18 protein-coding genes are annotated in these 22,119 nt (G+C 41.5%); 16 read left to right on the top strand and 2 right to left on the bottom strand.

The genetic code is table 11. The features are described from left to right. The first annotated feature begins 107 nt into the window (after positions 1 to 107). Complete coding sequence (locus tag QME03_RS07300) at positions 108 to 1,670, top strand: hypothetical protein (RefSeq protein WP_281723926.1); 1,563 nt, start codon at positions 108 to 110, stop codon at positions 1,668 to 1,670. Between the two features lie 347 nt (positions 1,671 to 2,017). Here QME03_RS07300 and QME03_RS07305 read toward each other — a convergent pair whose 3' ends face one another. Next, on the bottom strand, positions 2,018 to 3,682 hold the full coding sequence (locus QME03_RS07305) for an AMP-binding protein (protein WP_274946770.1): 1,665 nt from the start codon (positions 3,680 to 3,682) through the stop codon (positions 2,018 to 2,020). 96 nt (positions 3,683 to 3,778) lie between these two features. Continuing rightward, positions 3,779 to 5,443 carry an AMP-binding protein gene (locus tag QME03_RS07310; protein WP_281723927.1) on the bottom strand — a complete coding sequence of 555 codons (1,665 nt, stop codon included), beginning with the start codon at positions 5,441 to 5,443 and terminating at the stop codon, positions 3,779 to 3,781. Between the two features lie 1,645 nt (positions 5,444 to 7,088). On the opposite strand from QME03_RS07310, the gene QME03_RS07315 reads away from it, so the two are divergent. From QME03_RS07315 to QME03_RS07385, 15 genes are all read left to right on the top strand, one after another. After that, positions 7,089 to 8,477, top strand: coding sequence for an SLC13 family permease (locus tag QME03_RS07315; protein ID WP_281723928.1), 1,389 nt, complete (start codon positions 7,089 to 7,091; stop codon positions 8,475 to 8,477). Between the two features lie 326 nt (positions 8,478 to 8,803). After that, positions 8,804 to 9,781: a 6-phosphofructokinase gene (pfkA, locus tag QME03_RS07320; RefSeq protein WP_110370294.1), complete on the top strand. Its 978-nt coding sequence runs from the start codon at positions 8,804 to 8,806 to the stop codon at positions 9,779 to 9,781. A gap of 128 nt (positions 9,782 to 9,909) precedes the next feature. Beyond that, entirely contained in the window at positions 9,910 to 11,439 is a 1,530-nt protein-coding gene (gene atpD, locus QME03_RS07325) for a F0F1 ATP synthase subunit beta (protein WP_025815961.1), read from the top strand. A 21-nt stretch (positions 11,440 to 11,460) separates the two neighbouring features. Next, a complete protein-coding gene (atpC, locus tag QME03_RS07330; RefSeq protein ID WP_281723929.1) occupies positions 11,461 to 11,703 on the top strand; it encodes an ATP synthase F1 subunit epsilon in 243 nt (80 codons plus the stop codon). A gap of 7 nt (positions 11,704 to 11,710) precedes the next feature. Beyond that, positions 11,711 to 12,121, top strand: a complete 411-nt coding sequence (locus tag QME03_RS07335) for a hypothetical protein (protein WP_273147168.1) — start codon at positions 11,711 to 11,713, stop codon at positions 12,119 to 12,121. A gap of 32 nt (positions 12,122 to 12,153) precedes the next feature. Next, positions 12,154 to 13,209, top strand: a complete 1,056-nt coding sequence (gene atpB, locus QME03_RS07340) for a F0F1 ATP synthase subunit A (RefSeq protein ID WP_281723930.1) — start codon at positions 12,154 to 12,156, stop codon at positions 13,207 to 13,209. A 185-nt stretch (positions 13,210 to 13,394) separates the two neighbouring features. Beyond that, positions 13,395 to 13,637: an ATP synthase F0 subunit C gene (gene atpE / locus QME03_RS07345; RefSeq protein WP_025815958.1), complete on the top strand. Its 243-nt coding sequence runs from the start codon at positions 13,395 to 13,397 to the stop codon at positions 13,635 to 13,637. Positions 13,638 to 13,646: 9 nt separating this feature from the next. Further along, positions 13,647 to 14,162 carry a F0F1 ATP synthase subunit B gene (atpF, locus tag QME03_RS07350; protein ID WP_025815957.1) on the top strand — a complete coding sequence of 172 codons (516 nt, stop codon included), beginning with the start codon at positions 13,647 to 13,649 and terminating at the stop codon, positions 14,160 to 14,162. Between the two features lie 7 nt (positions 14,163 to 14,169). Continuing rightward, a complete protein-coding gene (locus tag QME03_RS07355) occupies positions 14,170 to 14,709 on the top strand; it encodes a F0F1 ATP synthase subunit delta (protein ID WP_281723931.1) in 540 nt (179 codons plus the stop codon). Between the two features lies 1 nt (position 14,710). Further along, on the top strand, positions 14,711 to 16,291 hold the full coding sequence (gene atpA / locus QME03_RS07360; protein ID WP_273114712.1) for a F0F1 ATP synthase subunit alpha: 1,581 nt from the start codon (positions 14,711 to 14,713) through the stop codon (positions 16,289 to 16,291). 81 nt (positions 16,292 to 16,372) lie between these two features. Continuing rightward, positions 16,373 to 17,341: a F0F1 ATP synthase subunit gamma gene (locus tag QME03_RS07365; protein ID WP_281723932.1), complete on the top strand. Its 969-nt coding sequence runs from the start codon at positions 16,373 to 16,375 to the stop codon at positions 17,339 to 17,341. A gap of 187 nt (positions 17,342 to 17,528) precedes the next feature. Continuing rightward, positions 17,529 to 19,100, top strand: coding sequence for an NAD(P)/FAD-dependent oxidoreductase (locus QME03_RS07370; RefSeq protein WP_281723933.1), 1,572 nt, complete (start codon positions 17,529 to 17,531; stop codon positions 19,098 to 19,100). Between the two features lie 531 nt (positions 19,101 to 19,631). Beyond that, complete coding sequence (locus QME03_RS07375) at positions 19,632 to 20,372, top strand: NTP transferase domain-containing protein (protein ID WP_281723934.1); 741 nt, start codon at positions 19,632 to 19,634, stop codon at positions 20,370 to 20,372. Further along, positions 20,347 to 21,171, top strand: a complete 825-nt coding sequence (locus tag QME03_RS07380) for a hypothetical protein (RefSeq protein WP_281723935.1) — start codon at positions 20,347 to 20,349, stop codon at positions 21,169 to 21,171. Before QME03_RS07375 ends, QME03_RS07380 begins: the two co-directional genes overlap by 26 nt. Next, the gene (locus QME03_RS07385; protein WP_281723936.1) at positions 21,164 to 22,105 is read left to right on the top strand and encodes a CDP-alcohol phosphatidyltransferase family protein; all 942 of its coding nucleotides are present in this window, start codon (positions 21,164 to 21,166) and stop codon (positions 22,103 to 22,105) included. The genes QME03_RS07380 and QME03_RS07385 overlap by 8 nt, the downstream gene beginning before the upstream one ends. The last annotated feature ends 14 nt before the right edge of the window (positions 22,106 to 22,119 follow it).

Below are 22,119 nucleotides of genomic sequence, written 5' to 3' on the forward strand. Positions count from 1 at the left end.
ATCTTGATGCATGCTTACATATGTCATTGAACTTGGTATGAGTTAAAGATGAAATACAAACGTAGAATTTATAGAAACAGCCTCATTCAAATCTAAAATATTGACGTATGAAAAAAACTTTATTCTCATTTTGTGCATTAGTCTTGTGCCTTTCTGCATCGGCACAACTGGTAGAAACACCAAAAGGTAAGCTGATAGACCACATGTATCGCTCAAGTAGTTCGTGGGTGAAGAAAGGTTGGATAGGAACTGAACCTGGTAGATACGACGGATTGGTGTCTAAGGTGGTTGTTGGCGAAGATGGTTGCCTGTATGTGTATAATCCAATTTCAGGCTTCGACAGTAAATCATGGCTAAAACTAGACCCATTGAGTGCTGGAAAATATCGCGCTAAACTGCCTCAAGTGATTTTTAAAGACAACAATGGAGGTGACGATGATGATGAGGGAGCAAACACCGAGCGTAAGTTTTTGCTTAATCGTATGAGTATTAAAGATAATAACCAATACGAAGTGGTGTCGAAAGACAATAATTTCATGGATTTTTCGTGGGATGGACAAACGCTAAAGATGCTTGGCGTAGGCAATAAAAACGAAATATTAGGCATAGTTTATGATAATGGTTCGTGGGAAAACCGCTACGGCGACTGGGATGTAACTATCGAAAGCTTCGAAAATACACCTGTTACTCCACCCGCAAATGCTAAGACTGTGCAATATACGCTCTCTTCTAAAGAAGAAACGTCGCCACGCGTGATTGATGCGGCTATTGATGGTAATGATATTTATTTAAAAGGTATTTCTAAAACCAGTAAATTGGCCAATGTATGGGTGAAGTTAACGCAGAACGGAAATACAGCTGAGATGCTAACCAATCAATATCTTGGTACTACGGTTAGAACAGACTTCGTGAGATTTTCGAATGATGCTTCCGTATATCATACTTATGCAGCTGCCTATAGCGATGCTTCAACGCTGGCTAGTAAGCTAACTTTTAGTGTTAATGCCGAAACAGGTGTCTTAACTTGCAACAATGTGCTTAAAATTGTTTTCGGTAAGCGTAGCACGGAGAATGCTTTAGTTGATGGAATGGAAACTTTTGAAAGCCTTGTGCTTATACCTTTTGTTAAGAAAGCGGCCAAACCAGCAGCACCCACTTTGCACTATCGATCGGCAGTTGATAGCTACGACTATAGCCTAACCACCATTACATTGGCGTTTTATGTAAGAAATGTGGATGAGTCTGGCAATTATCTCGACCCCAATAACATGTATTATAACGTATATATCAACGATAATCCTCAGCCATTTAAGTTTTTGAAGTCGCAGTATTATTATCTTGAAAAGGATATGGTAGATATCCCATTCAACTACCAAGATAAACGAAACGAAGACTTTAAGGTTTCTGACGATCAGCGTATTTTACACTTCTATGATGCCCATATAAAGAAGCTTACTGTGGTGATGGTTTACGAACAAGATGGTAAGAAGTATCAGAGTGAGCCAATGAGTACTAATGTAGTTACTTCTGGCATTGATAAGGTTGCTACAGACAATAAAGTGGTGGTTGGCTATTATGCTGTAGATGGTAGTAAACGCCAACAACTGGAGAAAGGTGTCAACGTTGTGAAATATTCAGATGGCTCAAGCAAGAAGATTATTGTAAAGTGAAATGTTTATACTAGTTAATTGTTAAAGACAGTATTATATAAACCTATAAGGGTGAAAAGATAAAAGCGATATGCAATTTCTGAGACTATGGTCTCGTTCTTGTCTTTATCTTTTCGCCCTTCTTGTTTCTTGTTTATCCTTCATGCTGATAAAAAGCGTTTTAGAGATCTGTTCTTATGTGGACTGTTTGTTCTAGGGAAACAATAGTGTAATGGGTTTAAGTCGTTTGTTGATGGATAGAGATACTGAATGGTCAAAAGTACGAAGGGCTACAAAGGGCTTATAAAAAAGCAAGCGCCCAGTTGTCAATGCAATTGGGCGCTTGTTGTAAGTGTTTAGAGCTTGTATTACCTTTGGTATTTAAATCGTTTAATGCTCTTTTTAGGCGTCTTTTCAAACTCCTCGGCATGAATTTCGATGCTCGACAGTTTGCAGTAGGCTGGCAATATCGCGTTAAGTTCTAGGCGATTTTGCTCCATCAGGTTGGCCAAGTCTTCATTGTTCAAACCGAGATTGTTAGCTTCGTCGAAGTCGGGGAATACCAGTCCAATAAGTTTTTCTCCGTCTTGAACTACCACGCTTTCTGTGACAAGAGTCATAGAGTTAAGCTTGTCTTCAATCTCTTCAGGGTAAATGTTTTGTCCGTTCGAGCCTAGGAGCATGTTTTTGGAGCGTCCTTTGATAAAGACATTACCATTTTCGTCCATCAAACCCAGGTCGCCTGTATGATACCAGCCTTCTTCATCAAGTGCTTCACGTGTGGCTTCCTCGTTCTTATAGTAGCCTAACATCACGTTTAAGCCACGAGCAAGAATTTCACCAGGTACGTTTTGCGGGTCGCTGCTGTTGATTTTTACTTCCATATGAACCACCGCCTTGCCACATGAAGTGGGAACAAAGTCGTTATAGTCTGCATAAGTAATGATGGGTGCACATTCTGTAGCACCATAACCAACGGTGAAGGGTAGGCCGATGCGAGTGAGAAATGCTTCCACTTCACGATTGAACGCTGCCCCGCCGATGATAATCTCGTAGAATTCACCACCGAAAGCAGCAGCTACCTGCTCCTTAATCTTCTGGTTAATCTTCTTGTTTATCACCGGCATGTTAAGCAGCAGGCGCATCTTGTTGTTTTGTATTTTGGGGAAAACGCGCTTCCTGATAATCTTTTCGATTACCAGTGGCACAGCAATAATTACCTTTGGTTTAATCTCGGTGAATGCTTGGGCAATGATAGCAGGACTTGGAATGCGGTTGAGATAATAGATGTGGCAACCGCTACAGAACTCGAATATAAACTCGAAGGCCATGCCATACATGTGGGCCATGGGCAAAATGCTGATGATGTGCGCACCAGGAGAAACGTGCGGACCGAGTACACCGACGGCAAAGTCGAGATTGCTCCACAAGGCGCGATAAGGAATCATTACGCCTTTTGAGAAACCTGTGGTGCCACTGGTGTAGTTGATAAGCGCCAGTTCGTCGGGGGTTTGCTCGATGTGATAGCTTATATGCTCCCTACGGAAGTACTTGGGGTATTTCTTTCCAAATATTTCATTAAGGTGTTCGCGTGCAAAAGTAAGCTTATCGGTACGCGATAGCACTAGCGAATAGTCGGGAATATAGATAATACCTTCCAGTTGTGGCATCTTAGTGGCATCTATGGTCGTGGCCACCACATCGCCCACAAAGAGCAGTTTCGCTTCAGAGTGGTTTACGATGTTGTGCATTTGGTCGGCTGTGAACTCATGAAGTACAGGTACAGCCACTGCACCGTAAGTTAGTGTTGCTAAGAATGCAACAGCCCAATTAGCACAGTTGCGCCCAGCAAGTGCAATTTTATCTCCTTTTTGTACTCCGCTATTCTCAAAAAGTATGTGAAGCTTCTCTATTTTTCTTGCTACGTCATGGTACTGTAGCGTCTGCCCTTTAAAGTCGGTAAGGGCATCAAGATCCCAATGGTCTATGATACTCTTCTGTACGCAGGCGTTGAAGCTAGGTATTTTTTCCATAATTATGTTGCTTTATAACGTTATATCTGTTTTTAAGGGAGGGTGGCCTGTGCCTAGTGTGCATATCTCTTGCGAGATAGATAAGGGCGAAGGCGCTTACACGTTCTGGTAGAGAAAGCGTTTAATGCTCTTTTTAGGTGTTTTTTCAAATTCAGAATCGTGTAGTTTTATGGCTGAAAGATGGCAATAGGATGGTAATAGGGCATTTAAGTCGCGCCTATTTTGCTCCATGATGCCTTCCAACTCTTCGGTAGAGAGGTCGAGCGACGCTACTTCGTCTTGGTCGGGGAACACCAATCCCACCAATTTGTCGCCTTTTTGCACCACAAGACTTTCGTTAACCAACGACATAGAGTTGAGCTTGTCTTCTATCTCCTCGGGGAAAACGTTTTGTCCGTTCGACCCTAAAAGCATGTTTTTGATGCGTCCTCTTATATATATGTGTCCGTCGGCAGCCATTGTGGCTAGGTCGCCGGTGTGGTACCAGCCCTCTTCATCCAGTACTTGCCGTGTTGCTTCTTTGTTTTTATAATATCCTTGCATAATATTGATGCCACGAGCAACAATTTCTCCTGGCACATTCTGCGGGTCGGTGCTGTCGATTTTAACCTCCAAGTGTGATAAGGGTAGGCCACACGAACCTGAAGCAAACTGGCTTTTATCGGTAAAAGTGATAACCGGTGCAGCCTCGGTAGCACCATATACAACCGTAATGGGGAAACCAATGTCTGTAAGAAAGTCTTCAATTTCCTTGTTTAGACTAGCTCCTCCAACAATAACTTCATAAATATTGCCGCCAAAAAGGTCGCGTACCATTTGGCAGAGGCTGTTTTTTACCTTTTTACCAATCACAGGCATACTCGACAATAGTTTTATTCTACTGTTTTGTACCTGAGGGAAAATTCGCTTACGTATAATTTTATCTATCGTAAGTGGTACAGACGACACAATAGCGGGTTTCACTTCGGCCAGGGCCTCGATGATTAGTGAAGGTGAAGGCTGGCGAGTGAGGATGTAATTGTGTGCTCCTACGCAAAATGATAGTACCAATTCGAACATTTGGCCATACATGTGTGCCATTGGGAGGATACTTAAGATGTTGCTACCAGCTGGTACATGTGGAGCCAAATCGTGCATCATGAAATCTAGATTGCCCCATAATGCTCTATACGGCAGCATCACTCCTTTGGAAAATCCAGTTGTTCCACTGGTGTAATTGATAATAGCCAACTCTTCGCTTTCATCTAGATGATAGGCTACGTGTTCCTTTCTGAAATATTTGGGATATTTTTTTCCGAATAGTTCGTTAAGGTGTTCGCGGGCAAAGGTCAACTTATCTGACTTGCATGCGCGTAACGAGAAGTCGGGCAGATAAACGATGGCTTCGACGATAGGCATCGTTTCTATCGTTATGTTCGCTGCAATAGTGTCTCCTACAAAGAGTAACTTCGACTCAGAATGGTTAACGATGTTGTAAATCTGCTCGGGGGTAAATTCACTTTGCACTGGAACTACCACAGCCCCGTAAGTGAGGATAGCAAAATAAGCTACTGCCCAATGGGAACTATTTCGTGCACAGAGGGCAATTTTATCCCCTTTTGCGATGCCACCATTTTCGAATAGTATGTGTAATTTCTCTATTTTACGCGCAACATCTTGATATTGCAGCGTCTTACCTTTGTAATCGGTGAGGGCATTAAGATTCCAATGGTTCTTGATGCTCTTTTCGATATATGCATTAAAGCTAGGTGTCTTTTTCATTGCACATAATTCTTAATCTTGTGCAAAATTACAATTTTGCTTGCACATTTCCAAAACTTATGTGCAGTTTGTACGGACTATTTAATGAATTTAGGTTTTCTAGTGGGTATAAACAATATTATTTCAGCCTATAAGGGTAGAATGCGGGGTTAAAAGTAATTCTTTCTCATCACTCATTCCTTGGGCTTAGGTCTTTTTATATGAATATCAATTTAGTTTGATAACGGCCAATTTCCCACTAATCATCATTGAAGGGCATTGATTTTTTGTTCATTCGTGGTGTGTCTTAATTACTTTATCTTTACTTTTTATCGCTTTTTTGTCGGCTTGGTGATTTTTTGTGTAAAATATTAAGTACAAATTTTAACATTGTGAGTAGCATTTTTGCTCACCATTTGCCATTCGTTCGCAAATATTCAATTCTCGCGTGAGTTTATAAGGGTGTAAAGAGAGTTAGTTAAGTAATTGCCGGTAAAATGATTTTTAGTGTCAAAACCCGCAGTTTATGCTATAAAAAAGGAGTTTTGTACTAAATTCTGGGCCAAAAAGCACCAAAATGGGGTGTAATATGGTGCTAAACGCAGTGTAATAAGCTGCAAAACGCAGTGCGTTTTGGTGCTAAATGCAATGCGTTTTGGTGCTAAATGCAAGGTAAAATGGTGCAAAATGTGAATTTGCTCAGATTTTAAAACTTTAAAAATACAGCGTAAATGATATTCTTTACACTATAAAACGAACAAAAATGGTGTGTTATTAGCCCATAAAACCTGTTTTTAGGATGATAAAAAATTGCACTTTCATCAGCAAATAGAAGAGTAAAATGGTGCAAAATGAAGGATTTGGGCTAAGTTGATGCGTAAAATAAAAGGCGTGAGGTTGAAAAAATGCCTAAATTTTATGTTTTATAGCACCTGTTTTCTCTAGAATGCCTTGGTCTGAAGAGTGCGTTTTGTAAAGTAAGATTACCGTATTTAACAAGCTGTTGTGGAGGCCTTGTTAAACAAATGTCAAGTAATCGCGCTAGCTTAAATTTTTCAAAGCCTTACAGCATACATCAAAATATTAATATCTTGCCAACAGTTGATAGTCGATTAAGAGTACTCGCAGTCAATAACAATTAGTATGTTTGTGTTTTTTTGTTTTTCTTCTGTGGGGTTCAATGGTTATTTATGAAGACACGTTCATAGAAATATTTTTATACACAAAAGGCAATTAAAGTATGTGGTTTTAAGAAGTTATTGGGTCGCTTAAGAATACGAAAAACAAGTAAGGGAAAAATTATATGTAGGGAAATGATGTCTTCGTCAAATGAGTTGCAATCGACTGTGTGATTTGTTTGATACAGGTTGGTTTCTCAATCATACTCATTCTGGTGAAATGGGTAACGAATAGGGAAAATAAACAGACAAATAGTCAATTAGCAAACAAAAGGAAAGCAGAAAAAAGAATATAAAATCAACATACTTAAAAGGTAGAATGATAAAAAATGAAATAAACACCGTTAAATAGCATAATTGAGCGCGAGTGGCGAAAGCAATAAAATCGGCTAAAGAGAACAACTGAATCAAAAAACATTTAATAGTTTCTTTTGTATTTGTTTGTTTCGCAAACAATTGTTACCTTTGCGTTTAAATAATTGATGTAAATGTCTCTGATTATCCTTTTAATCATAGTCGTTGGGTTCATTCTCATTAGTACAGAGAATGTTACAAATGTGAATAAGGCCGCTGTAGCAATCTTTGTTGGTACAGTGGGGTGGGTGCTGTATGTGTCTTACGGTACCGATTTTGTGCAAATGATGCACCAACAGGCCTATACCAACTATCTAAATGGGGCAGCGCACAGCAGTATGGCTGTGAAGCAGTTTATCGCGCAAACCGTATTCCTAAGATATGTGGGTAAGGCTTGCGAGATTGTATTGTTTTTGTTGGCCACAATGACTATTGTAGAGATATTGAATAATAATGGCTGTTTCGATTTCTTGGGTGTGTGGGCACGCACAAGAAATAGCAAGAAGTTGCTTTGGATGATGATGCTTATCGTCTTTGTTGTTTCAGCAAACTTGGATAACCTCACCACCACCGTGATGGCTTTAACGCTGATACATCAAGTAATACCCAATAGACGTTACCGAATGGTTTACGGTAGTGTGGCCGTGATAGCCGCAAATATGGGTGGTGCATTGACAGTTATTGGTTCGCCCGAGGGTCTTGTGCTTTGGAATATGGGCGCAATAACTGCATCAAACTATTCGTTGAGTATGGCATTACCTTGTATAGTGGCTTGCGTTGTTCCAACATGGCTATTGTCTAGAAGTCTGCCTCACCGCCTTGATATAGAATTTTTACGACTTCCATATCGTGGCGATGACACCAATCTCAATGTGTGGCAACGTTTTGTGATGTTTGTTGTGGGTATTGGGGGGTTGTGGTTCATACCTACATTTCATAATATTACCAAACTAAGCCCTTTCCTTGGTGCGCTTTGCGTGCTATCGGTGTTGTGGGTGGTAAACGAAATATTCAACCGCAAGTTATTTAATACAGGCGAAACAATACACCGACGCATACCCCGCGTGTTGCAATATGGTTCGATGCAGATGATATTGTTTGTGTTGGGCATAATGTTGGCCATGGGCGTAGTTAGCGAAACAGGTTTTTTTCGAGAGGTTATGGCCTATATCGATAAGCAAACACCTAATATCTGGTTCTTTGGCGTAGCCTGTGCAACCATTAGTAGTGTGCTAGATAGTTTTGTTACCACAGTGTCGGCCGTATCGCTTCATTCTGTTGTGGCAGGAGAAAGCAGTGAATTAGCAACCTATGCGGCAAACTTTGCCAAGAACGGAGCGTACTGGAAAATGATAGCTTTTGCCACAGCTATGGGAGGAAATATATTGCCGATAGGTTCGATAAGTGGTTTAGCGCTGATACAGACAGAGCGAATGCGTGTGGGATGGTACTTTATCCATGTGGGCTGGAAAGCTCTTTTGGGTGGCATCTTAGGCATGTTGTTGCTTTGGTTCTTAGTATAGGCGCCGAGAGCCAGGCTGTGGTTATATATATAAATTAAAGCAGAGAAAGGAAAAGCAAGAGATGATGTGAGTGAATTTGTTAGATGATTGTTTCTGTTTGCGCGCATTTTGTTAAAAGAATGAGCAAATTATATGCAAAATTACAAATATAAAGCTAGCAATTGTCAATCAGTTAACTTGTTGGATAGTCTAATCAATGCAACGGGCATATGCACCAACTCAATCAATGACCTATCAAAAAGTTATTTTGCTTCATTGACGTAATAAAATCTTTTATGCCTTATTATATTATAAGCATGTAGAAACTAGATAAAGTTATCAATAAAATGACAAAAATAAAAACAATAGGCGTACTCACTTCGGGTGGGGATGCACCGGGAATGAATGCCGCAATACGTGCCGTGACACGTGCAGGCATATGCAATGGTTTTAATATAAAGGGGATATATCGCGGTTTTGAAGGACTAATTAACGACGATATAAAACCTTTTACCACAGAGAATGTTAGTGGTATTATCATGCAAGGTGGTACAATCCTTAAGACAGCACGTAGCGTAGAGTTTACTACAGAAGAAGGCAGACAGAAGGCTTACAATAATATTGTGAAGCAAGGGATTGATGCACTAGTTGTTATAGGTGGAAATGGCTCGCTTAGTGGTGCTAAAATCTTTGCACAAGAGTTTGATTTGTGCTGTATTGGATTGCCAGGAACTATAGATAACGATCTCTATGGCACCGACTCAACCATTGGTTATGACACCACAATGAACACAATCGTAGAATGCGTTGACCGTATTCGCGATACTGCGCAAAGCCATGAACGCATTTTCTTTGTAGAAGTTATGGGACGTGATGCAGGCTTTTTGGCTCAGAATAGTGCTATTGCAGCGGGAGCAGAAGCAGCAATCATACCAGAAGATTCAACAGATGTAGACCAGTTGGCTAGATTTATGGAGCGAGGTATTCGTAAATCGAAAAAAAGTTGCATCGTTATAGTGTCAGAAAGTCCAAAGTGTGGCGCGCTTTATTATGCCGACCGTGTAAAGAAAGAGTTTCCAGATTATGATGTGCGCGTCTCAATCCTTGGTCACTTACAACGTGGTGGTAGGCCAACTGCACACGACCGAATTCTTGCTAGCCGCACTGGAGTTGGTGCTGTTGATGCTATTTTGCAAGGACAACGAAATGTCATGATTGGCGTTCGAAATAATGAGATTGTTTACGTGCCACTATCCGAGGCAATACGTAGCGACAAACCATTTGATAAGAAATTAATCACCGTTTTAGACGAATTGAGTATTTAAAGTGGACAAATCTAACCACGGAATTTAAATCAATACAATTAAAATGCTATAACATTTTGGCAATTCCGTTTTTTATGGTTACTTTTGTCCCATTATAATTAAGGAAACTAAAAACAAGATATCTGAATATGTCAAACATAGAGGGACACATATCGCAAATCATTGGTCCGGTTATTGACGTCTATTTCGACACCAAAGGCCAAGATGCAGAAAAAGTGCTGCCAAAAATACACGAAGCCTTACTTATCGTTAGGCCTGATGGGCGTGAACTTATAGTGGAAGTGCAACAGCATATTGGCGAAGATACCGTGCGTTGCGTGGCTATGGATAATACTGATGGCCTACAACGCCACCTTAAAGCAAAACCATTGGGTAGCCCTATCACCATGCCTGCTGGCGAACAAATCAAAGGGCGCATGATGAATGTTATCGGTAAGCCCATTGATGGTATGTCTGACCTGAGTATGGAGGGTGCTTACCCTATTCATAGGGAAGCGCCAAAGTTCGAAGAACTTTCTACTCATAAGGAAATGCTGGCAACAGGTATTAAGGTTATCGACCTGCTTGAGCCTTACATGAAGGGTGGAAAAATTGGTTTGTTCGGTGGCGCAGGTGTGGGTAAGACTGTGCTTATCATGGAACTTATCAATAATATTGCCAAAGGACACAATGGATATTCTGTGTTCGCTGGTGTTGGTGAGCGTACACGCGAGGGTAACGACCTTATCCGAGACATGATTGAGTCGGGCGTTATACGCTATGGCGATAAGTTCAGAAAGGCAATGGAAGAAGGCAAATGGGACTTGTCACTCGTTGACCCAGAAGAATTACGCCAATCGCAAGCAACACTTGTTTACGGACAGATGAACGAACCTCCAGGCGCACGTGCTTCTGTGGCATTGTCTGGTTTGACCGTAGCTGAAGAATTCCGCGACCATGGAGGTAAAGACGGAGAAGCTGCAGACATTATGTTCTTTATTGACAACATCTTCCGTTTTACTCAAGCTGGTTCTGAAGTGTCCGCACTGTTGGGTCGTATGCCATCAGCCGTGGGTTATCAACCTACATTGGCTAGCGAAATGGGTGCGATGCAAGAACGAATCACGTCTACAAAACGTGGTTCAATTACCTCGGTACAGGCTGTTTATGTACCAGCTGACGACCTTACCGACCCTGCTCCTGCAACAACCTTTACACACTTGGATGCTACAACAGAACTTAGCCGTAAGATTACAGAGCTGGGTATTTATCCTGCTGTAGACCCACTGGGTTCTACTTCACGTATTCTTGACCCACTTATTGTAGGAAAAGAACATTATGAATGTGCTCAGCGTGTTAAGCAAATTTTGCAACGTTATAAGGAATTGCAAGATATTATCGCTATCCTAGGAATGGATGAATTGAGCGATGAGGACAAACAGACTGTTAACCGTGCACGAAGAGTTCAACGTTTCCTCTCTCAACCTTTCACCGTTGCAGAACAATTCACTGGTGTTAAGGGTGCTATGGTAAGCATTGAAGATACCATTAAGGGCTTCAATATGATTCTTGACGGAAAGGTAGACGACCTTCCAGAGCAAGCTTTCTTGAATGTGGGAACAATAGAAGATGCCATAGAGAAAGGAAAGAAACTGCTTGAAGCTGCTAGTGCAAAATAAATAGTGTAAAAGCAGGTGTCTATGCTCAAGTTAATTATAGTTTCTCCAGAGAAAATTCTCTATCAAGGCGACATCCAGAACGTGAAAGTTCCAGGCTCTCTTGGTGAATTTGAAATTCTCGAAAACCATGCGCCTATCATCTCTTCACTAGATGCTGGCAAAGTGGTTTATGTCACAGGTAAGGACGAAACACATGCCTGCGACATTGTTGGAGGCTTTGTCGAGGTGCAAAAAAATGTTGTGTCCCTATGCGTAGAGGTATAACTTCTCTATGAGTAGTGCTATGGACAATAAGCTGATAAATAAGTATAGGCGTAGTTTTATCTACCAAATGCTCATTACACTAATAGTGTTAGTGGGGGGGGGATACGCTGTTGCTGAATTGTGGTTGGGATATACTGTAGCACTACCGCTCTCGGTAAGTGCAACAGTGTTCTTTATCCTTGAGTTGGCAGACATTCTTATTTGGTCTCGCGTAGCAAGTAATTCTCCAGACAGCCTTCCTACCTTCTTTATGGGGGTGTCAGGCTTTAGAATGCTGATATGCTTGATGGTGTTCTTTATCTTCTATTTTGTTGCAAGTAGACAGCAAATGTTGCTTTTCTTATGCATCTTTGCTGTGTTCTATGTGGCAATGCTGGTACATCATACGCTGTTTTTCTCGCATGGTAAAGGTAAGTAGGGCGCAATCGCCTATATATAATAAGGTATATAATGAAAAAAGTAAGATACATATCGCTCATTCTAGTATTGTTTCTTTCGTCGCTTTCGCTCTATGCGTCAAGTAACGAAGGGGATAACAATAAGGAACTTGACATTCCCGAGATAGTGCTCGAGCACTTGTCTGATGCTTATGAATGGCATGTTGCCACGTATCAAGGCAAGCATTTGAGCCTACCATTGCCGATTATTGTTAAAAGTGGCGATACAGGTGAATGGTATGTGGGTACTGCTCACAATCTACCAAATAACTTTTTCTTTGATTCACAACATCACGGAAAGATATACGAACGTCATGCAGATGGATCAACATCGCGTCCGTTAGACTTGAGTGTAACTAAAGCAGTTGCTCAAATATGGATAGTCGTGGCTGTGTTGCTCATTGTCTTTTTATCATGTGCACGTTGGTACAAGAAAGTTAACGAGAAAAGTGAGGCTCCAAAAGGTTTTGTAGGATTGATAGAGATGCTCGTGATGTATATTCACGATGATTTGATTAAACCTGCTGTGGGCGAGCGTCATTATAAACGCTATTCACCTTTTTTGCTCACGGTGTTCTTTTTTATCTTCACATGCAACCTCATTGGTTTGGTTCCAGTGTTTCCCGGTGGTGCAAATGTTACGGGTAACATCAATATAACCATGTTCTTGGCGGTTACATCAATGCTTGTTATCAATATCTTTGCTAACAAAGAATATTGGAAAGAAGTGTTTTGGCCAGAAGTACCAATGGCTCTAAAGTTTCCTGTACCTCTAATGCCAGTAATAGAGGTTTTCAGTATCTTCACAAAGCCGTTTGCGTTGATGATACGTCTCTTCGCTAACATGATGGCAGGACATGCTATTATCTTAAGTTTTACTTGTGTTATCTTCCTAGGATGGAACATGGGAGTGGGCTATGGATTAGGACTTAACCTATTGGGCATAATTATGTTGTTGTTCATGAACTGTCTAGAATTGCTAGTGGCTTTTGTTCAGGCCTATGTGTTTACTATGCTTAGTGCTGTGTTTATTGGTATGGCGCATAAAGAACACCATTCTGCAGAATAATAATTCCGCTGTGTTTCTACGTTACATACGCTCATAATAGTGTAAGTAACCTTCAATGCAAAACATAGTAAATATATAAAATACATTCGGCGTCTATTCCCAAAAACAAATGGACGTTGTATTAACAGATATTGACAATATTAAATCAAAGAGTATATAAACAATTAACAAAAAGAATAAGAACTATGATGATTACAACTTTATTGGCTGCCGAGGGTCTGGCTCAGCTAGGCTGCGGTCTTGGTGCAGGTATTGCTACAATTGGTGCTGGTTTAGGTATTGGCCGCATTGGCAGTAGCGCGATGGATGCTATTGCTCGTCAACCCGAAGCAACGAATAAAATACAGACCAACATGATTGTTACCGCTTCTTTCATTGAGGGTTGTGCTCTCTTTGCTATTGCTGCGTGTGCATTCTTGATTAAATAAATTAACTGAATGGAGAATTTACCATCAATATTAACGCCCGACTTGGGCTTGCTCTTTTGGATGCTCTTGGCGTTCTTGGTGGTTTTTGTTGTTCTTGTAAAATACGGATTTCCTGCCATTATCAGTATGGTAGATGCCCGTAAGGTTTACATAGACGAAAGTCTGCGCAAGGCTCATGAGGCATCAGAACGGCTAGAAAACATCAAGCAAGAAAGCGAGCAGATACTTCAAGAAGCGCGAGAGAAACAAACACTCATCTTGAAGGAGGCTGCCGAGACTCGCGAAGCCATTGTTGAGAAAGCTCGTCAAGTGGCACGAGAAGAAGGTGCGCGTATGCTCGAAGAAGCCAAGCGCCAGATAGAGGTAGAGAAACAAAACGCTATCCGCGACATTCGTACGCAGGTGGCTGAGCTTAGTGTTCAGATTGCTGAGAAGGTAATGCGCGAAAACTTAGCGTCAGACGCTCAACAAATGTCTTTGGTTAATCGTTTCTTAGACGATGCTTTCTCTGTAAACCCCAACTAAACGCGTTATGGATATAGGTTTAATAGCTGTTCGATACGCGCGCGCTTTACTTAAAGCTGCCATTGATAACCACTGTCATGAAGGAGTGTATCAAAATATGTCGAATTTGTTGGAATGCTATATGAATGTTCCGCAACTTCGTCCTACGATATGCAACCCTATGTATTCGAAACCTAAAAAGCAATCGGTGGTGTTGGCTGCATGTGGAACGCCTGCTGTTGAACTAACAAATCGCTTTATCGCTCTGGTTTTGCAAGAGGGTAGGGAAGAGATGTTACAGTTTATGGCTTCGTCTTTCATCAATCTTTATAGGCAATTTTTCCATATCACCAGTGGCAAAGTCACCACAGCTGTGAAACTAACGACTGAGGTGGAACAACGTATGCGTCGCATGGTTGAAGAGCGCACGCAGGGCAAAGTGGAGTTTACCACTGTGGTAGACCCCACCATCCTTGGCGGTTTTGTGTTGGACTACGACACCTATCGCATGGACGCAAGCGTGAAGAGCAAACTAAATCGCATTCTAATTGAATTAAAAAACAAGTAACATGTCTGATAAAATAAGGCCCAACGAGGTCTCTGAGATATTGTTCCAACAGCTTCAGCAACTCAACGACGGACAAGACTTTGATGAAATAGGCACTGTTCTTACTGTTGGTGATGGTGTTGCGCGTGTCTACGGACTGCGTAATGCAGAAGCAAATGAGCTGCTTGAGTTTGAGAACGGAACCATGGCTATCGTTATGAACCTTGAAGAGGATAATGTTGGTTGTGTGCTTCTTGGCCCTACCTCTGGCATTAAAGAGGGACAGGTTGTGAAACGTACGCACCGCATTGCCAGTATTAGGGTTAACGAGAATATGCTCGGGCGTGTAATCAATCCCTTGGGTGAGGCTATCGATGGACAAGGTGAAATTGATTTGACTAACTCTTTTGAGATGCCACTTGACAGAAAGGCTCCTGGAGTTATCTATCGCCAGCCCGTTAAGGAACCGCTTCAAACAGGACTTAAGGGTGTCGACTCAATGATTCCAATTGGTAGGGGTCAGCGTGAGCTTATCATTGGCGACCGCCAAACAGGTAAAACAGCTATCGCTCTTGATACTATCATCAACCAAAAAAGTTTCTACGAAGCCGGTAAACCGGTATATTGTATCTACGTTGCTATTGGCCAAAAAGCTTCAACAGTGGCTACACTTGTACAAACTTTGAAGGAACGAGGAGCATTAGACTATACAATTATTGTCTCGGCCACTGCTGCAGACCCAGCTGCTATGCAGTACTATGCTCCATTTGCTGGTGCTGCCATCGGTGAATACTTCCGCGACCGTGGTGAACATGCATTGGTTGTTTATGACGACTTGTCTAAACAGGCTGTTGCTTATCGTGAAGTGTCGCTCATTCTTCGTCGTCCATCTGGACGTGAGGCTTATCCTGGAGACGTTTTCTATTTGCATAGTCGTCTTTTGGAGCGTGCAGCACGTATAAACGACCAACAAGAGGTTGCTGAAAAGATGAATGACCTTCCCGAATGTCTTAAAGGACATGTAAAGGGAGGAGGCTCTCTTACTGCACTTCCTATTATTGAGACTCAGGCTGGCGACGTATCTGCTTACATTCCTACTAACGTTATCTCCATCACTGATGGCCAGATTTATTTGGAAACCGACCTTTTCAACCAAGGTTTCCGTCCTGCTATCAATGTTGGTATTTCAGTTAGCCGTGTAGGTGGTTCTGCACAGATTAAGAGTATGAAGAAGGTTGCGGGAACACTTAAAATAGATATGGCTCAATATCGCGAGTTAGAAGCTTTCTCTAAGTTCTCTAGCGATATGGATGCCGTTACCGCAATGACGCTGGATAGGGGACGAAAGAACAATCAGTTGCTCATTCAGCCTCAATATAGTCCAATGTCTGTTGGCGAGCAAATTGCCATCTTGTATTGTGGAACGCATGGCTTGATGCACGAAGTTCCAGTAGAACGCATTCGCGAATGTCAGGACTTGTTCCTTGAGAAGCTACGTTCTACCCATCAGTCAACCATTGATTTGTTGGCTAGTGGTACAATCAACGATGAAGCTTGCGCCATACTTGAGAAGGTAATGGCCGACATCGCCGGTCAATTCTAAAAAATTTAGAACATCAAGGATAAGTACAATCCCGCCTCATATATTTGTGGGGTGGGGTTGCCATCCTTCAATACATAGCGTATGCCATCATTAAAAGAGATAAAGACACGTATTGCCTCCGTCAATAGCACTCGTAAAATAACGAGTGCAATGAAGATGGTGGCATCGTCTAAGTTGCACCATGCTCAGCAGATGATTGAGAATATGTTACCTTATGAAAATATGTTGGAGCATATTCTTAAGTCATTTCTTGCGTCTTTGACCGAGACACACACGCCATTAAGCGTTGAACGCAAGCAGCTCATACGTGTAGCGCTTGTGGTTTATTCCAGCAATAGCAGCTTGTGCGGTGGCTTTAACGCCAATATCACAAAGCTGATGCAGCAGACGGTGTCACATTATCGTGAACAAGGAGTAAGCGAAGTCTTGGTTTATCCCATTGGCAGAAAGATTGCTGAACAGGCATCTAAGATGGGTTTGCAACTTTGTGGAGACTTTAACCATCTTGCCGAGAAACCTAATGCACACCAATGTGCTGAGATAGCCAGAGAATTGACTCGTAAGTTTGAAGCAGGCGATATTGATAAGGTAGAGCTTATATACCACCATTTCAAGAGTGCTGGTTCGCAGATTTTAACTCGTAGAACTTTTTTGCCTATCGACCTCACTACTGAAGTTGGCCGGTTTAACGACCGCGACCTTAGTTCTAATGTTGTAACGGCAAAGGCGCAAGAGTATTTGAAGAATAAAAAATCTGAACAAACAAAGAAGAAAGAAGAGGCTAAACCGCTTAATGATAACTTCCTAGTTGAGCCTGATATGGCGACAATCCTTAATTCACTCATTCCCAAATTATTAAATTTGATGGTGTATACAGGGTTGCTCGATAGCAATGCCAGCGAACATGCGGCGCGTATGGTGGCAATGCAAACGGCTACCGATAATGCCGATGAACTTCTTCGCGGCTTGAATTTACAGTATAACAAAAGCAGACAGCAGGCAATTACAAATGAATTGCTTGATATTATGGGAGGCAGTGTAAACAATTAGTTATTTTCTTATTGTTGCTTTCTCTGTGTTTGCGTTTGACAACTTTGCGTCTTAACGTCGTACCTCTTATAGGTGGTCGCTTAAAGCGTAAAGTTGTCAATCTTTTGTTTATTACATGTTATGTTTTTTGTTGCTTGTTATCTGTTTTTTATAAGCATCTTATTTCTCATTAATACCCTAACTTACAATGATATACGAATATCAATTGCGCTTGTTACCCCAGCAGGCATACACCCAAGATAGTATACGCGAATATGTAGCTCACGAAAAAGGCCTTGATGTGCGTACCATTAATCATGTTCAAGTTCTTAAACGTAGCATTGATGCACGTCAACGTACCATTATTGTTAATCTCTCTGTTCGCGTATTTGTTAACGAGAGACCCGATAAACAAGACTATCAAAGCATTTCTTATCCTGATGTTTCTCAATCTCCTGCTGCTATTGTTGTTGGTGCTGGCCCTGGTGGATTGTTTGCTGCATTACGGTTAATAGAACAAGGTGTTCGCCCCATTGTTGTTGAACGTGGTAAGCGTGTTGACGAACGTCATCGCGACCTTTCTTTAATAACTAAGGAACAACAGATTAATCCTGAGAGCAACTATTGTTTTGGTGAAGGCGGTGCAGGTGCTTATTCAGATGGAAAACTTTATACCCGTAGTAAGAAACGTGGTAGTGTAGATAAAATATTAAATATATTTTGTCAACATGGTGCATCCACTGCAATTTTGGCCGACGCTCATCCTCATATAGGAACCGACAAGTTGCCCAAAGTTATCGAAGCTATCCGTAATACGATTATTAAATGTGGTGGTGAAGTATATTTTCAGACAAAGATGACGTCGTTTTTGATGAACAATAATACTGTTATTGGAGTTAAAACTTTCAACAATCTTACTTCTCAAGAACGTCATTTCAATGGTCCAGTAATTTTGGCTACTGGTCATAGTGCTCGTGATGTGTACCAGTACTTAGCCGCTGCAGGCATACCCATAGAGGCTAAAGGTTTGGCTATTGGTGTAAGATTGGAGCACCCATCTGCCTTGATAGACCAAATACAATATCATAATAAGAACGGACGCGGAAATTATTTACCTGCAGCAGAATATAGTTTTGTTGCTCAATCAGCCGAACGAGGCGTCTACTCCTTCTGCATGTGCCCGGGAGGTTTCGTCATACCAGCTGCAACCGAATATCAACAAATAGTGGTCAACGGCATGAGTCCAGCCAATCGTGGTTCTAAATGGTCAAATAGTGGAATGGTGGTAGAGATACGTCCCGAAGATGTTGAGGGCGACGACGTGTTGAAAATGATGCACTACCAACAGACTATTGAACACGATTGTTGGGTGAATGGCAATCGTAAACAAACAGCTCCTGCGCAACGAATGGTAGATTTTGTAAATCGCAAGCTTAGTTACGATCTTCCTAGAAGCAGCTATTCACCAGGGATTATATCTAGTCCACTACATTTTTGGATGCCCAAGCATATCGTTTCGCGTCTTCAAGATGGATTTCAAAGGTTTGGTCGAACCAGTCATGGCTTCTTAACTAACGAAGCAGTGCTTATCGCCACCGAGAGTCGCACTTCTTCTCCTGTAAGAATCATACGAGATAAAGAAACCTTCCAGCATGTTAGTATAAGCGGCCTATTTCCTTGTGGTGAAGGTGCTGGCTATGCTGGTGGTATCGTTTCTGCAGCAATGGATGGTGAACGCTGTGCCGAGATGTGTGCATCCTACATCAAGGCTATTAGTTAATTCGTCTTTGAGAATCCTTCTTCGTCCAGTGCGTACTTATTAAAAAGCACCGAAGACTTTAATTTTGTTGTGTACAGTATAACTTTTCTTGTTAGTCAAATTTATCTAGGTGTATCCCATTGCTAGTCTTTAGCTTCTTAATAGGTTGTTTATGGCGTACAACCTGACAACTTCTTTTGAGAATTGGTTAGTTTTGGCAAATAAGGCGTTATAAATTCCATTATCTTTCATAACTAAGTAGACCATCTTATCCACGCATCTTGTATGTAACATTTCAGCAAAATGCGTGTATTTGTTTGGTCTATCTACTTTATGCAATGTTTTCTCTTGCATTTAATTGTGTGTTTTACAATTGAAAAATTTTTGTGTTCGCCAACATTTATCTATCTTTGTAGTTGGTTCTAAATCAGCAATTGCCCATCCATGCATAGTTTGTTTGGGTGAAAAACGGTTTTAATACCGTACGTGCTTATGGTATAGGGATTATTCATCAGTATGATTTCCTTCACCATTTTAAAACACAACGTATATATGAAATATGCCATTATAGCCGCAGGTGAGGGCTCACGCCTTAGCCAAGAAGGTGTTCAGCTACCCAAACCATTGGTTAAGGTAAGGGGTGAACACCTTGTAGACCGGCTTATCAGAATATTTATGGCTAACAAGGCCGAAGAAATTTTGGTTATTTGTAACGAACAAATGACCGATGTTGCAATGCATTTAAGAGATGTTCAGCGCGATGGCTTAGATGGAAGGCAAGTGCCTTTAAGGTTTGTTGTTAAATCAACGCCCAGTTCAATGCACAGTTTTTATGAGTTAAGCCCTTATCTTCGCACATCGTCTTTTGTGCTTACAACGGTAGATACAATTTTTCGTGAACGCGATTTTGAGGCCTTTGTCTTATCGTTTACAGATGCATTAGCAACAGGCAATGATGGATTGATGGCCGTAACGAGTTTTGTAGACGACGAAAAACCGTTGTATGTACAAATCACCAACCCTCCGTACATTTCAGGATTTTACGATGAGAAGGCATCTTCTTGTCAATATATCTCGGCAGGAATCTATGGGCTAACCCCCAATTGCCTACCAATCTTACAGGCTTGTATAGAAGGGGGAGAAAGTAGAATGCGCAACTTTCAACGTGCACTGATTGCCAAAGGCTTAAAGTTAAGAGCCTATGTGATGGGAAAGGTACTCGACATTGACCACGCATCAGACGTTACCAAAGCAGAAGAGTTTATTAATGAGCAGTGTAGTTGCCATATATAGAGATGAACGTTTCTCGCCAAACTCGGTTAAAAACGACCGATCCATTTTAGATGCAGTGTTAAGTAAGTTGCATCGTCATGATGTAGTGGCCATTTCCGAGCAACAGTTGAACGAACAACATCGGGCTGCCCTCTACTTGTCTATGGGGCGTTTACCACGCACCATTAAACTTCTGAAGCAGTTCGAATATCAAAATCAGGCCATTGTGTTGAACAATGCCAAGGCGCTCGAATCCTTCTCGCGTAGCCACATACATTGTGTGATGCAAGAAAATGGCATTGCTATGCCCCCCGAAGAGGGTACAAGAGGCTATTGGGTGAAGCGAGCCGACTTTGCTGCACAAACACAAGACGATGTGGTATATTGCAAAGATAAAGCCGAAGTAGACAAAACCAAAGAACAATTTGTGCAACGTGGTGTGCACAACTTGGTGGTTAGTGCTCACGTAGAAGGCGACTTGGTTAAATTCTATGGCGTTGCAGACAGTTTTTTTTGGCATTTCTATCCCACAGATACGGGTCATTCTAAGTTTGGCGACGAACAACATAATGGTTCAGCTCATCATTATCCCTTTAACGTGCAACAACTAAGGCATACGGTCGCCCGTTTGGCAAGCTTAACAGGAATAGACGTTTATGGTGGCGACTGCATAATCAATAGCGATGGTCGTTTTTTTATTATCGACTTTAACGATTGGCCTAGCTTTTCACCTTGTTGCGAGCAGGCAGCCGAGTGCATTGCACACCTGGCAAACCAACTGCTAGCAACACAAACAACTAGAAAAATAACACATGAGTAATAGCATTAAAACCCTGTTTCGCGACTCATTGAAGTCTGCTGATACAGAAGAAACCATTGATATTTATTTCACTCGTCCTATTGGATTGGTGTTTGCTTTGTTGTGGAACAAACTTGGTGTTCATCCAAACGCCATCACCATCCTCTCAATCTTCTTGGGTATTGGGGCTGGCTATATGTTCTATTTCTCCGATTTAACTCACAACCTCATGGGTGTGGTGTTATTAATGTTAGCCAACTTTTGTGATTCAACCGATGGACAGATGGCTCGACTCACAGGCAAAAAAACGCTTGTGGGGCGCGTATTAGATGGATTCTCGGGCGATGTGTGGTTTTTCTGTATTTATTTTGCACTTTGTCTGCGCTTACAATCGTCACTTATTCCCTACACCAACGTTAAATGGGGCTTTTGGATTTGGGCTTTAGCAGCTGTGTCGGGATTGCTTTGTCACTCACCACAAAGTTCTTTGGCCGATTATTACCGTCAAATTCATTTGCTTTTTCTTAAGGGGAAAAAAGGAAGTGAACTAGATACTTACGCCCAACAACGTGGCATTTACGAAGCTCTGCCCAAACATGGCGAGTGGTTTAAACGTCTGTTTTACTATAATTATGCCAACTATTGCAAAAGTCAAGAGAAGCGAACACCAAGGTTTCAGTCGTTCTTTGATAAAATACATGCCACCTATGGCGATGCAGAGAGTATTCCCGAAACTTTGCGCGATGAGTTTCTGCAAGGCAGTAGACCATTGATGAAGTACACCAATATGCTTAGTTTCAATCTTCGCGCCATTGTGTTATATATCACTTGTTTGGCTAATTGCCCATGGGTTTATTTCCTCTTCGAACTCACTGTGCTTAGTGCCATATATATTTACATGCACAAGCAGCACGAAGATTTGTGTCAAAGGTGTTCTAACCTGGTAAAAAAATAACCAAAAGCAACTTT

It is taken from the genome of Hoylesella shahii, assembly GCF_937990675.1.
GTDB classification, from domain to species: domain Bacteria; phylum Bacteroidota; class Bacteroidia; order Bacteroidales; family Bacteroidaceae; genus Prevotella; species Prevotella shahii.

What these genes read in the sequence shown, in the direction of transcription:
- atpC (WP_281723929.1), top strand. Translation starts at nt 11,461, where the DNA reads ATGCTCAAGTTAATTATAGTTTCTCCAGAGAAAATTCTCTATCAAGGC.
- atpD (WP_025815961.1), top strand. Translation starts at nt 9,910, where the DNA reads ATGTCAAACATAGAGGGACACATATCGCAAATCATTGGTCCGGTTATT.
- atpB (WP_281723930.1), top strand. Translation starts at nt 12,154, where the DNA reads ATGAAAAAAGTAAGATACATATCGCTCATTCTAGTATTGTTTCTTTCG.
- QME03_RS07380 (WP_281723935.1), top strand. Translation starts at nt 20,347, where the DNA reads ATGAGCAGTGTAGTTGCCATATATAGAGATGAACGTTTCTCGCCAAAC.
- QME03_RS07375 (WP_281723934.1), top strand. Translation starts at nt 19,632, where the DNA reads ATGAAATATGCCATTATAGCCGCAGGTGAGGGCTCACGCCTTAGCCAA.
- QME03_RS07315 (WP_281723928.1), top strand. Translation starts at nt 7,089, where the DNA reads ATGTCTCTGATTATCCTTTTAATCATAGTCGTTGGGTTCATTCTCATT.
- atpA (WP_273114712.1), top strand. Translation starts at nt 14,711, where the DNA reads ATGTCTGATAAAATAAGGCCCAACGAGGTCTCTGAGATATTGTTCCAA.
- QME03_RS07365 (WP_281723932.1), top strand. Translation starts at nt 16,373, where the DNA reads ATGCCATCATTAAAAGAGATAAAGACACGTATTGCCTCCGTCAATAGC.
- QME03_RS07335 (WP_273147168.1), top strand. Translation starts at nt 11,711, where the DNA reads ATGAGTAGTGCTATGGACAATAAGCTGATAAATAAGTATAGGCGTAGT.
- QME03_RS07310 (WP_281723927.1), bottom strand. Translation starts at nt 5,443, where the DNA reads ATGAAAAAGACACCTAGCTTTAATGCATATATCGAAAAGAGCATCAAG.
- atpF (WP_025815957.1), top strand. Translation starts at nt 13,647, where the DNA reads ATGGAGAATTTACCATCAATATTAACGCCCGACTTGGGCTTGCTCTTT.
- QME03_RS07305 (WP_274946770.1), bottom strand. Translation starts at nt 3,682, where the DNA reads ATGGAAAAAATACCTAGCTTCAACGCCTGCGTACAGAAGAGTATCATA.
- atpE (WP_025815958.1), top strand. Translation starts at nt 13,395, where the DNA reads ATGATGATTACAACTTTATTGGCTGCCGAGGGTCTGGCTCAGCTAGGC.
- QME03_RS07355 (WP_281723931.1), top strand. Translation starts at nt 14,170, where the DNA reads ATGGATATAGGTTTAATAGCTGTTCGATACGCGCGCGCTTTACTTAAA.
- QME03_RS07300 (WP_281723926.1), top strand. Translation starts at nt 108, where the DNA reads ATGAAAAAAACTTTATTCTCATTTTGTGCATTAGTCTTGTGCCTTTCT.
- QME03_RS07385 (WP_281723936.1), top strand. Translation starts at nt 21,164, where the DNA reads ATGAGTAATAGCATTAAAACCCTGTTTCGCGACTCATTGAAGTCTGCT.
- QME03_RS07370 (WP_281723933.1), top strand. Translation starts at nt 17,529, where the DNA reads ATGATATACGAATATCAATTGCGCTTGTTACCCCAGCAGGCATACACC.
- pfkA (WP_110370294.1), top strand. Translation starts at nt 8,804, where the DNA reads ATGACAAAAATAAAAACAATAGGCGTACTCACTTCGGGTGGGGATGCA.